The organism is Mycolicibacterium aichiense (assembly GCF_010726245.1).
Lineage (GTDB): Bacteria > Actinomycetota > Actinomycetes > Mycobacteriales > Mycobacteriaceae > Mycobacterium > Mycobacterium aichiense.
This window is the reverse complement of the sequence record NZ_AP022561.1, coordinates 3,223,639-3,234,786: the sequence shown is the minus strand read 5'-3', so window position 1 is coordinate 3,234,786 and position 11,148 is coordinate 3,223,639. Positions and strand designations below refer to the sequence as shown.

Below are 11,148 nucleotides of genomic sequence, written 5' to 3'. Positions count from 1 at the left end.
CTGTGGTGTGCTACCAGACGGGGCCGGTGTATTTCTCGCCCGGACCGTGGCCGGGTTCCTCGGGCGCGGCGCTGGCTTCCCGGAACGCCAGCTGCAGACTCTTGAGTCCGTCACGGACCGGGCCGGCGTGCGGCCCCAGATACTCCGCCGATGCGGTCACCAGGCCGGCAAGCGCGGTGATCAGCCGGCGGGCCTCGTCGAGGTCGCGGTGTTCGCTGGTGTCGGGATCAGGGGAGGAGAGCCCGATTTTCTCCGCGGCCGCGCTCATCAGCATCACCGCGGCACGGGTGATCACCTCCACGGCGGGGACGTCGGCCAGGTCGCGTGCCCGCGGGTCACTCGCGTCAGCCGGCGGTGTATTGGAGTCCGTCATGCCTGCTAGACTGGCATGCACGACCGTCCCGGCGTACGCCAGGACAGCAAGTGGAGTCCCACTCCCACCGTCGGCCACGGATGTTTCCGCAGGTACAACGGTCCGGTCGCAGGTACCGCAATGGTATCTGTTCTGCGGTTTCGCAGGCGGCGTCAGCCGTGATCGGTCGGCACTGGGCCCTGCTACATGCAGGGCCTTCTCGCTGATGGCGTGGTTTCTCCCGGCTGTTTCCTTGTGGCTCCGCGATGGTCCGAAGAGGAAACCGATCCAGGGAGGCCCCATCAGCACTGAGACCCGTGTCAACGAGCGCATCCGCGTACCTGAAGTCCGACTGATCGGGCCCGGCGGGGAGCAGGTAGGCATCGTGCGCATCGAAGACGCTCTTCGCGTCGCCGCGGATGCCGATCTTGACCTCGTCGAAGTAGCCCCCGACGCCAAGCCGCCGGTTTGCAAGATCATGGACTACGGCAAGTTTAAGTACGAGACAGCCCAGAAGGCGCGCGAGTCCCGCAAGAACCAGCAGCAGACCGTCGTCAAGGAGCAGAAGCTCCGGCCCAAGATCGACCCGCATGACTACGAGACCAAAAAGGGTCACGTGATCCGCTTCCTCGAGGCGGGGTCCAAGGTCAAGGTCACGATCATGTTCCGCGGCCGCGAGCAGTCGCGACCGGAACTCGGGTTCCGACTCCTGCAGCGGCTGGGTGCCGACGTCGCCGATTACGGCTTCATCGAGACCTCTGCCAAGCAGGACGGCCGCAACATGACGATGGTGCTGGCACCCCACCGCGGCGCGAAGACTCGCGCCAAGGCGGCGCATGACGCCGACGCCCCCGCGGGGCGCCAGGCCGAGGCGCAACCCACCGAAAACCCAGAGACCACGTAGAACTGAGGACCAATGCCCAAGGCCAAGACTCATAGCGGAGCATCGAAGCGCTTCCGCAAGACCGGCACCGGGAAGATCGTGCGGCAGAAGGCGAACCGTCGCCACCTGCTCGAGCACAAGGCCACCAAGCGCACCCGCCGCCTGGACGGTCGCACCGTCGTGGCGGCCAACGACGCCAAGCGTGTCAACGCGATGCTGAACGGCTAAGCGCCGTAACCCTCAACTTTCTGACCGAACGAGAATAGGAACACCCCAATGGCACGCGTGAAGCGCGCACTCAATGCCCAGAAGAAGCGGCGCACAGTACTCAAGGCGTCGAAGGGCTACCGCGGCCAGCGCTCGCGGCTCTACCGCAAAGCCAAAGAGCAGCAGCTGCATTCGCTGACCTACGCCTACCGGGACCGTCGTGCCCGCAAGGGTGAGTTCCGCAAGCTGTGGATCTCCCGCATCAACGCGGCTGCCCGCGCCAACGACATCACCTACAACCGGTTGATCCAGGGCCTGAAGGCCGCCGGCGTCGAGGTCGACCGCAAGAACCTCGCCGAGATCGCCGTCAGTGACCCCGCCGCGTTCACCGCGCTGGTTGAGGTCGCCAAGGGCGCGCTGCCGGAGGACGTCAACGCTCCCTCCGGTGAAGCCGCCTGACATTTCGGAGTCAGAGGCACTCACTGAACGATCCGCCCGGGTGGCGGCTGCAGTAAAACTGCAGCGCCACACCGGGCGTCGTCGTGCTGGGCGCTTTTTGGCCGAGGGCCCCAACTTGGTTGAGGCTGCGGGGCGCCGCGGACTGGTGGTCGAGGTATTCGCCACCGACGCTGCCGTGCAGCGCCATGCCCAGTTGCTCACCGGGTTGACCGTCCACCGGGTGACCGAGCGTGCGGCCAAGGCGCTCTCGGAGACGGTGACGCCCTCGGGGCTGGTCGCGGTGTGTACGGCGCCCGCCGACGATATCGATGCGGTGCTGGCCGGCCGGCCACAGTTGGTGGTGGTGGCCGTCGAACTATCGGAGCCGGGTAATGCCGGGACCCTGATCCGGTTGGCCGACGCGATGGGCGCCGCGGCGGTGGTGTTCGCCGGACACAGTGTGGATCCGTACAACGGCAAGGTCTTACGCTCCTCGGCGGGCAGTATCTTCGCGGTGCCGGTGGTGGTCGCCGACGATCCGGAGGATGTTGTTGCCCGGCTGCGCGGCGCGGGCCTGCAGGTGCTGGCGACGACGCTGGACGGCGAGGTGAGCCTGGACGACACCGACCCTGTCCTGGCCGCGCCGACCGCCTGGGTGTTCGGTCCGGAGTCACAAGGTCTTTCCGCTGACGTTGCCGCGCTGGCCGACCACCGGGTGAGGATCCCGATGGCTGGCGGCGCCGAAAGTCTGAATGTTGCTGCCGCTGCGGCTATTTGCCTGTATCAGAGCGCGCGCGTCCAGCGTGGCGGTGGCAACTCGTGCACAATGGCGGAATGAGTTCGGCTCGGCAGATCGGATTACCGGTCACCCGGATCGAGGGCCGGGACAAGGTGACCGGGCGTGCCCGCTACACGGCCGACACCGTGGTGCACGGATTGGCCTATGGCACAGTGGTGCAGTCCGGGATCGCCCACGGCATCGTGACCGTCGAATCGCTGCGGGAGAGCGCCGCCCGCGCGGCCGAGGCACCGGGCGTGCTGCATGTGTTGACTCCGTTGAACTGTCCGGTCCTGCATCGATTGCCGGACGACGTCACGTTCGACCTGCCGATGGAGCGCAGGCCACCGCTGTCGGATCTGACGGTTCAGCATGTCGGCCAGCACATGGCCGTGGTGGTCGCTGATTCGCCGGAGAACGCCACCTATGCAGCGTCGTTGTTCGACCTCCGCTACGAAATGCAACCGGCCGCATTGGGCATCGACGAGGTACTCGGCGCCACCCCGGCACCGGATGAGAAGGACGGCCAGATCCGCTACGGCAGTTACCTTCCGGATCACTTCGTGAAACTGGACGAGGAGAAACTGCAAGACCATCGCGGGCCCCGTGACGAACCGACCGGCGCGGCACGCCTCGATGTCGAATACACGACACCGCTCAATGCGCACTATCCGATCGAACTCTCGGCCACCATCGCGGCGTGGGACGGTGATCTGCTCACCGTGCATGACGCGACTCGGTGGATCACCGGAGAACGCGCGGCGCTGGCCGCCTACCTCGGTATCCCGGAACCTCACGTCCGGGTGGTCGCACCTCTGGTCGGCGGTGCGTTCGGGTCGAAGAGCTTTCTGTGGATGCACGTGGTGTTGTGCGCGGTCGCCGCGCGGGAGATCGGGCGTCCGGTCAAACTCGTCCTCACCCGCAACCAGATGTTCTCCTCGACAGGGCATCGGCCGCGGACCCGCCAGCAGATCAGTCTGGTCGCAGGCGGCGATGGTGCGCTGCGCAGCGTCGAACATCACACCGTGACCGAGACGTCGACGGTGGCTCACTTCTGCGAGCCCGCCGGGCTGTCCAGCCGCATCCTCTACCAGACGCCGCGGCTGGTGGTGTCCCACCGGACCGCGCGAATCAATGCTCCCACACCATGTTTCATGCGAGGACCGGGGGAGGCGCCGGGTCTGTTCGCGCTGGAATCCGCGATGGACGAACTCGCCGTCGACCTCGGCATGGACCCGTTGGAACTCCGCATCCGCAACCACGCCGACGCCGACCAGGCCAGCGCAAAACCATGGTCGGGCAAGCATCTCCTGGACTGTTACGAGGCCGGGGCGCGGCGGTTCGGGTGGGATAAGCGCCCTCTGCAGCCGCGATCGTTGTCGGACAACGGTATTCAACTCGGCTGGGGTATGGCCACCGCGACATATCCCGGTCGCCGGATGCCGGCCTCGTGCAGCGTGACCACTGCCGCTGACGGTTCCGTACGATTTGCTTCGGCCACCCACGAGATCGGCACCGGGGTGCGCACGGCGATGTGTCAGGTCGCCGCGGACGCCGCGGGTTTGCCGTTGCCGTCCGTGACGTTCGATTCCGGTGATTCCCTGTTCCCGGATGCGCCGTACAGCGGCGCGTCGCAGACGACGGCCACGGTCGGCTCGGCCGTCCATGCCGCCGCCACCCAATGGAGTGACCGGTTGCGCGCGTTGCTGATGACCGATGAGAGCACACCATTCCACGGAGCAGGTGACATCCGGTTGGTTGACGGCGATGTGGTCTCCGCGGGCCACCGGATGGCGGTCGCCGAGGCGATCACCAACGGTGGACAGCATTACCTGGACGAGCTGAGTTTCACCGTTTCGGTCGACGGTGGGCAGCAGCGCGACAGCGTCTCGCAGTCGTTCGGCGCGCACTTCTGTGAAGTCGAGGTCGACGAAGAGATCGGGCGGGCGACGGTGACCCGCTGGGTTGCGGTGATGGACTGCGGCCGAGTCCTCAACCCGGCACTGGCCCGCAATCAGGTGATGGGCGGCATCACGTTCGGCGTCGGCATGGCGCTGCTGGAACAGGTGCCCTATGACGCCCGAACCTCGCAACTCATCGGTGAGTACTACGTCCCGACGCACGCGGACCGGCCCGAGTTCGACATCACGTTCATCGATGAACCCGACTTCGGTCTGGACCCGCTCGGCGTACGGGGTATCGGCGAGATCGGCGCCTGCGGCGTCGCCGCGGCAGTGGCCAACGCGATCTTCCACGGTACCGGCCGCAGGATCCGCGATCTGCCGATCACTGTGGAGCAGTTGATGATTCACGATGTCGCGAGTCAGGGGAGCTGATGGTGTCCGACCACGGGATCGCCCTTCGCATCAACGGGACGCTGCACGAGGTCAGTGTCGACGTTCGGACCACATTATTGGACCTGTTGCGTGAGCGGCTCGGGATGACCGGCACCAAGAAAGGGTGCGATCACGGCTTGTGCGGCGCATGTACGGTGGCCGTCGACGGCGAGCGGATCGTCAGCTGCCTGGCGCTGGCCGTGTCGGTGGACGGGTCGGCGGTGACCACGATCGAAGGGATCGAAAGCAGCGACGCACTCGATCCCGTGCAACAGGCCTTCCTCGACCACGACGGGTTCCAGTGTGGCTATTGCACTCCGGGCCAGATCTCGTCGGCGCACGCGATGCTGCGTGAGCATGCCCGCGGCGATCTGTCCGCGGCATCGTTCGACGGTGACCGCGACGCCGCGCTCGCGGGTCACCCGGAACTGACCGAGCATGAGATCCGAGAACGGATGGCGGGCAACATCTGTCGGTGCGGCGCCTACTCGAACATCGTCGATGCCGTCGCGGCGGCAGCGAAGGCGACGTCGCAGTGAAGACGTTCGGCTTCCGGCACGCGCTGTCGGTGGACGATGCGATCCGTTCCGTCGTCGAGACCGGCGGCGCGTACCTCGCCGGTGGCACGAATCTCGTCGATCTGATGAAAAACGGTGTGCTGCAGCCGTCGGCGCTCGTCGACGTTCGACGCCTCGGGCTGACTTCGGTGGTGAGTACCGACATCGGCGGTGTGCGCATCGGTGCCGGTGTGACCAACAGCGCATTGGCCAATCATCCGTTGATTCGGCGCCAGTATCCGGTGTTGTCGCACGCGATTCTCAGCGGCGCCACCACCCAGTTGCGCAACATGGCCACCGTGGGTGGCAACCTGCTGCAACGAACCCGCTGCCCTTATTTCATGCAAACCGAGTTCGACCGCTGCAACAAACGGGTGCCGGGATCGGGATGCGCCGCGCTCGACGGGTTCAACCGCGAGCATGCGCTGTTCGGCGGCAGCGAGCAGTGCGTGGCGACCAATCCCTCCGACATGGCGGTGGCGCTGGCGATCCTCGACGCCGTCGTGCATGTGCAGGGCCCCGACGGCGACCGCAGCATCCCGATCGCCGACTTCTTCACGCTGCCCGGAGACGCCCCCGATCGCGAAAACTGTCTGCAGCCGGCGGAACTCATCACTGCGGTCGAGCTGCCCGCGTCGGCATTTGCGGCGCACTCGTGGTACCTCAAGCTGCGTGATCGACACAGCTATGCCTTTGCGCTGGTGTCGGCGGCGGTCGGCCTCGAACTGGTCGACGGGGTGATCGCGTCCGCAGCAATCGCGCTGGGCGGCGTCGCCCCGCGGCCGTGGCGGGTGCCTGCGGCCGAGGCGGCGTTGATCGGCCTGCGGCCCGAGGATGCGGTGCTGCGCAGGGCCGGCGAGCAGGCGATGGCGGGTGCCCGGCCGCTGAGTCAGAATGCGTTCAAGGTCCCGCTCGGGCGCAGCGCGGTGCATCGGGCGCTGGTCCGGGCGCTCGGTACAGGCGGGGTTCCGGAACCTTAGGGTTGGTGCCCGCCTTCGAGCGACAATCCAGTCCGTGTCAGTCCGCTGTGCAACCTTGGCGGCATGACCAACTCGCTGCTGCTGCGGGGGACCAACCTCCGCTACGTGCTGACCAGATATCTGCAACTCAACGGCCCAACCACTGTCGCCGACCTGGTCGTGGCGCTCGACGACTGGGGGTTTACCGTCGCCGGCAGGCCATCCAAGGCGATCTCGGATGCCCTGCGATGGGAACGGGTCCATGACCGAGTCCGCCCCCTCGGCCGCGGACGATACGCGGCCAAATGGGGCATTCCGCGTGGGACAGAACACCGCATTCATCAGCGTGTGGCAGCGCTGCGAGAGCAAGCCCGCCAGCTGTCGCTCGGAGGCGGGCACCAACCCTATGCGGCGCAGCAGGGTTGCACCCCGGAGCTCACGCCCCGAGCAAACCCTTGGCCACGTGGGTGATCTGCACTTCGTTGCTGCCGGCGTAGATCATCAGCGACTTGGCGTCGCGGGCAAGCTGTTCCACCCGGTATTCGGTCATGTACCCGTTGCCGCCGAACAGCTGGATCGCTTCCATCGCCACATCGGTGGCGGCCTGCGAGCAGTAGTACTTCATCGCCGACGCCTCGGACAGCGAAATCGGCGTACCGGTCTGCCCGCATTCGATCACCCGGAACAGCATGTTGCGCACGTTCATTCGGGCCACCTCCATGTTGGCCAGCTTGAGCTGGATCAACTGGAACTGACCGATCTCCTTGCCCCACAACGTGCGTGTCTTGGCGTAATCGGTGCACAACCGCAGGCATTCCTCGATGACACCGAGCGCCATCGACACCACGCCGATCCGCTCCGCGGCGAAACTCGACCGGGCGCTGTCGCGGCCGTCGCCGGACTTGTTCTCCTCGGTTTCGCCCAGCAACCGGTCCCGGCCAAGGCGCACGTTGTTGAAGAACAGCTCACCGGTGCGCGAACTGTGAATCCCCATCTTGCGGAACGGCTTTGCCTGAACGAAGCCCTCCATCCCGCGATCGAGCACGAACGTCAGCACCTTGCGATCGCGCTTGTCGGCCCCATCGCCCTCGTCGAGCTTGGCGTACACCACCACGACGTCGGCGTCGGGTCCGTTGGTGATGAACGTCTTCTGCCCGTTGAGGATGTAGTCGTCCCCGTCGCGAACCACGTAGGACTTCATGCCGCCGAACGCATCCGAGCCCGAATCCGGCTCGGTGATCGCCCATGCCCCGATCTTCTCGTAGGTCACCAGCTCCGGCAGCCAGCGCTCCTGCTGGGCCAGCGTGCCGCGGCTCTGGATCGTCGGGACCGTGAGTCCCAGGCTGACACCCATCCCGGTGACCAGGCCCATGCTGACCCGGCACAGCTCACTGATCAGGACGAAACCCATTCCTGCCGAGCCGCCGTCGCCGAACATGCCACCACCGCCGCCGGACTTCGACTCGGTGCCGGCCCGCAGCCGGTCCAGTCGTTTGTCCAGTGACTCGCGTGCCATCTCGGCGATGCCGAAGGTGGCGAACAGCTTGCGGATGATGGGGTACGGCTCCATATCGCCGCTCTCCAGGTCGTCGAGGTGCGGGCGCACCTCTTTGTCGACGAACTCACGGACGGCGTCGCGCACGGCGATATCGACGTCGGACCATTCGATCATGGGTTCTCCGGTTCAGGCGGCGGCGGAACGTCCTCGGGCGGGCCGCAAACCGGCGAGTGAGAACGTCGTGTGAACCAGCGACCCCGCACGCGCGAAGAGGCTCTTGGTCCGAGGGACATAGTGCATGGACAGCCCACGGCGATCTTTAGGGGGTGCCATGAAACCGGGTGCTTCGACCAGCGGCGCGTCCGCCGGGAGGTGTCCTGAGGCCCGCCGGTATGCCGACAGCGCGCGGGGGTGCAGCCGGATCTCGTCCGGCACCGCCAAGAACGCGACCTCGACCGCCTTGCCCAGCAACCGCAGCACCACTTCGTCGCCGGGCGTCCAGCGCATTCCGGCCTTCTCCCGCACCACCGGGTCGAACAATCCGGCGGCGATCCACCGCTGGCCGGCCACCATCGGCTTGAACAACTGATCCCACACCGGCGTCGGCATCAGCACGAATTTCGGCTTGGGGATGCGGATATCGAAGATGTCGAGGGTCGCCCGGTTGATCTCCAACTCGTCGCGGCACACCCGGTCCCAGTACTCGCAGAAGTCCTCCCACGTTTCCGGGACCGGCTTCATGCTCATGCCGTACATCGCGTACCACTGCACGTGTTCGTCGAACAGCTGGCGCTTTTCGGCCTCGGTCAGGCCGCCGCAGAAGTATTCGGCCACCTTCAGGATCAACATGAAGAACGTGGCGTGCGCCCAGTAGAACGTTTCGGGGTCCAGCGCGTGATAGCGCCGGCCCGCGGCGTCGACGCCCTTGATGCCGCGGTGGAATCCCTTGATCTGCTCACCGGTCTGACGGGCTCGCTCCCCGTCGTACACCACGCCCATGATCGGATACACCGACCGGGCCACCCGCTGAAGCGGCTCGCGGTGCAGGATCGAATGCTCTTCCACTCCAGCGCCCAGCTGCGGGTACATGTTCTGCAGCGAGCCGATCCACACCCCGAGCATCCCGGTGCGCAGATCGCCGAAGTATTTCCACGTCAGGGAGTCCGGCCCAAGCGGCTCGGCGTTACTTGTGGTCGACGTTGACCTCATCGCCTAACGATAGGTCTGACAACAGGTGTTGTCTACGATGGCGACGAAGCTGTGACCAGTCGTTTGGCATAGCGAGACGTCGACCGCGTCACACCTGGTTGGCCGGCCCGAAAAGCGTTGCCTAGGCTTGATCTTGTGGACGTCGAGCCGTTCGACGATCAACCCGATTCCCTCGTTGACGTCAACCAGCTGGTGCAGCCCGGGCGTGGGCCCGCGGCGTGGTGGCACAACACCAATCACAACCCCGGTGTCATCGCCCTCGTTCGTCGTGCCCGGCGGATGCTGCCCGGCGATCCCGACTTCGGCGACCCGCTGTCCGCGGCAGGCGATGGCGGGGCCCGTGCCGCCGCACGTGCCGCCGACCGCCTGCTGCGCGATCGTGAAGCGGCCACCCGCGAGGTGAGCTTGGCCACACTGCAGGTCTGGCAGGCGCTCACCGAACGCGTGTCGGGCCGCCCCGCCAACCCGGAGGTCACGCTCGTCTTCACCGATCTGGTGGGCTTCTCCAGCTGGTCGCTGCAGGCGGGTGACGACGCCACCCTGCGGCTGCTGCGCCGCGTCGCCCAGGTCGTCGAGCCGCCGCTGCTCGATGCCGGCGGCCACATCGTCAAGCGGATGGGCGACGGCATCATGGCGGTCTTCGCCGACCCCGCGACCGCCGTGCGTGCCACCATGGCGGCCCGCGAGGCGGTCCGAACAGTCGAGGTAGACGGCTATACGCCGCGTATGCGCGCCGGAATCCACACCGGCAGGCCGCAACGCATCGGCTCGGACTGGCTCGGTGTCGACGTCAACATCGCCGCTCGGGTGATGGACCGTGCGACCCGGGGTGGACTGGTCGTATCGGGGGAGACGCTGGAGTGCATCAGCCCCGACGAACTCGATGCGCTGGGCGTCACGGTCAAGCGGATCAGGCGTCAAATGTTCGCCTCTCGTGCCACCGGTGTGCCTGCTGATCTGGCGATGTACCGCCTCAAAACCCGCAGGGATCTGCCAGTCGAGGACGATGGAGACGATCTCGAAGCCCAGGCATAGTGGATGGAGATGGTTCTTTCACTGTTGACGAGGCTGGTCCGCCTCCGAGTCACCCTGGCTTACACCGCCGCGCTCGTGGCGGTGGCGGCCGTGCTGGTGGCCCTCGGCCCGCATTTCCGTGAACAGGTCATCTGGCATGCGAGCACCAACCTGCACAATCTCGCGCACGGCCGGCTCGGCACGCTGATCGGCAGCGCGTTCGTCACCGAAACCGGTCCGATCTACGTCTGGCTGCCCGGCTTGTTCGCAATTCTCGGTCTGGCCGAACTGTTGTGGCACAGCCGCCGGATGGTGGTGGCGTTCGTCGTCGGCCATGTCGGAGCGACGCTGCTCGTCGCAGCGGGCCTGACCGGCGCGCTGGCCGCCGGGTTGGCATCGTGGTCGATCGTCAACGCCACCGACGTGGGCATGAGCTACGGGGCAGTCGGAGTCCTGGGCGCGTTGACCGCGGCGATACCCCGCCAGTGGCGCGCGGCGTGGACGGGCTGGTGGCTGGCGGTCGCGGTCGGCTCGGCCATCGGAACCTTCGGTGACTTCACCAACGTCGGCCATGGCGTGGCGCTGATCCTCGGAATGGCGGTCGGCACCCGATTCGGCCATCCCGCGCACTGGACCACCGCGCGGTACGCGCTGTTGGCAGTCGCGGCGGCGTTCGGTTACCTGATCATGGCCAACACCGGGTTGTCGATTCTGACGACATCGACGCTGGGCGTTCTGGGCGCGTTGACTGCCACGCAGGTAGCCCGTCGGCGCGCGGTGCGCCGGGCCTTGACCGTCGCACCGTCGCCGCAGCCCGCCGTCTCCTGAGCAACACCCACCAGCTTGTCTGACCAGCTGCGCCGCAAACACGCGTCAGTTGTGACATAAATCTAGTCAGTACTGACATACGTGTGGTA

12 protein-coding genes and 1 pseudogene are annotated in these 11,148 nt (G+C 66.4%); 10 read left to right on the top strand and 3 right to left on the bottom strand.

From position 1 onward, the window contains the following. Positions 1–10: 10 nt before the first annotated feature. Positions 11–373, bottom strand: a complete 363-nt coding sequence (locus G6N32_RS15725) for a DUF1844 domain-containing protein (protein WP_115320385.1) — start codon at positions 371–373, stop codon at positions 11–13. Between the two features lie 280 nt (positions 374–653). Here G6N32_RS15725 and infC point away from each other — a divergent pair, with 280 nt between their 5' ends. The 8 genes and pseudogenes from infC to G6N32_RS15685 form a co-directional block, all read left to right on the top strand. After that, on the top strand, positions 654–1,256 hold the full coding sequence (infC, locus tag G6N32_RS15720) for a translation initiation factor IF-3 (protein WP_163789562.1): 603 nt from the start codon (positions 654–656) through the stop codon (positions 1,254–1,256). A 12-nt stretch (positions 1,257–1,268) separates the two neighbouring features. Beyond that, a complete protein-coding gene (gene rpmI / locus G6N32_RS15715; RefSeq protein WP_036344784.1) occupies positions 1,269–1,463 on the top strand; it encodes a 50S ribosomal protein L35 in 195 nt (64 codons plus the stop codon). 48 nt (positions 1,464–1,511) lie between these two features. Beyond that, positions 1,512–1,901, top strand: a complete 390-nt coding sequence (gene rplT, locus G6N32_RS15710; protein WP_083122489.1) for a 50S ribosomal protein L20 — start codon at positions 1,512–1,514, stop codon at positions 1,899–1,901. A 1-nt stretch (position 1,902) separates the two neighbouring features. After that, positions 1,903–2,718, top strand: coding sequence for a TrmH family RNA methyltransferase (locus tag G6N32_RS15705; RefSeq protein WP_115321264.1), 816 nt, complete (start codon positions 1,903–1,905; stop codon positions 2,716–2,718). Continuing rightward, positions 2,715–4,994 carry a xanthine dehydrogenase family protein molybdopterin-binding subunit gene (locus G6N32_RS15700; protein WP_115320384.1) on the top strand — a complete coding sequence of 760 codons (2,280 nt, stop codon included), beginning with the start codon at positions 2,715–2,717 and terminating at the stop codon, positions 4,992–4,994. The genes G6N32_RS15705 and G6N32_RS15700 overlap by 4 nt, the downstream gene beginning before the upstream one ends. Next, on the top strand, positions 4,994–5,533 hold the full coding sequence (locus tag G6N32_RS15695) for a (2Fe-2S)-binding protein (protein WP_115320383.1): 540 nt from the start codon (positions 4,994–4,996) through the stop codon (positions 5,531–5,533). Before G6N32_RS15700 ends, G6N32_RS15695 begins: the two co-directional genes overlap by 1 nt. Continuing rightward, the gene (locus G6N32_RS15690) at positions 5,530–6,531 is read left to right on the top strand and encodes an FAD binding domain-containing protein (RefSeq protein ID WP_115320382.1); all 1,002 of its coding nucleotides are present in this window, start codon (positions 5,530–5,532) and stop codon (positions 6,529–6,531) included. Before G6N32_RS15695 ends, G6N32_RS15690 begins: the two co-directional genes overlap by 4 nt. A gap of 63 nt (positions 6,532–6,594) precedes the next feature. Next, positions 6,595–6,910 (top strand): annotated as a pseudogene (locus tag G6N32_RS15685) (hypothetical protein); the annotation flags it as partial. A 36-nt stretch (positions 6,911–6,946) separates the two neighbouring features. Here G6N32_RS15685 and G6N32_RS15680 read toward each other — a convergent pair. Next, the gene (locus G6N32_RS15680) at positions 6,947–8,182 is read right to left on the bottom strand and encodes an acyl-CoA dehydrogenase family protein (RefSeq protein ID WP_115320381.1); all 1,236 of its coding nucleotides are present in this window, start codon (positions 8,180–8,182) and stop codon (positions 6,947–6,949) included. 12 nt (positions 8,183–8,194) lie between these two features. After that, on the bottom strand, positions 8,195–9,217 hold the full coding sequence (locus G6N32_RS15675; RefSeq protein ID WP_115320380.1) for an oxygenase MpaB family protein: 1,023 nt from the start codon (positions 9,215–9,217) through the stop codon (positions 8,195–8,197). Positions 9,218–9,352: 135 nt separating this feature from the next. Here G6N32_RS15675 and G6N32_RS15670 point away from each other — a divergent pair, with 135 nt between their 5' ends. Continuing rightward, on the top strand, positions 9,353–10,252 hold the full coding sequence (locus G6N32_RS15670; protein ID WP_115320379.1) for an adenylate/guanylate cyclase domain-containing protein: 900 nt from the start codon (positions 9,353–9,355) through the stop codon (positions 10,250–10,252). A gap of 9 nt (positions 10,253–10,261) precedes the next feature. Continuing rightward, complete coding sequence (locus tag G6N32_RS15665) at positions 10,262–11,059, top strand: rhomboid-like protein (protein WP_115321263.1); 798 nt, start codon at positions 10,262–10,264, stop codon at positions 11,057–11,059. Positions 11,060–11,148: the final 89 nt, after the last annotated feature.

Excerpts from the sequence above, each read along its gene's own strand:
- G6N32_RS15725 (WP_115320385.1), bottom strand. The coding sequence starts at position 373 with ATGACGGACTCCAATACACCGCCGGCTGACGCGAGTGACCCGCGGGCA.
- G6N32_RS15665 (WP_115321263.1), top strand. The coding sequence starts at position 10,262 with ATGGTTCTTTCACTGTTGACGAGGCTGGTCCGCCTCCGAGTCACCCTG.
- G6N32_RS15700 (WP_115320384.1), top strand. The coding sequence starts at position 2,715 with ATGAGTTCGGCTCGGCAGATCGGATTACCGGTCACCCGGATCGAGGGC.
- G6N32_RS15675 (WP_115320380.1), bottom strand. The coding sequence starts at position 9,217 with ATGAGGTCAACGTCGACCACAAGTAACGCCGAGCCGCTTGGGCCGGAC.
- rplT (WP_083122489.1), top strand. The coding sequence starts at position 1,512 with ATGGCACGCGTGAAGCGCGCACTCAATGCCCAGAAGAAGCGGCGCACA.
- G6N32_RS15680 (WP_115320381.1), bottom strand. The coding sequence starts at position 8,182 with ATGATCGAATGGTCCGACGTCGATATCGCCGTGCGCGACGCCGTCCGT.
- G6N32_RS15695 (WP_115320383.1), top strand. The coding sequence starts at position 4,994 with ATGGTGTCCGACCACGGGATCGCCCTTCGCATCAACGGGACGCTGCAC.
- rpmI (WP_036344784.1), top strand. The coding sequence starts at position 1,269 with ATGCCCAAGGCCAAGACTCATAGCGGAGCATCGAAGCGCTTCCGCAAG.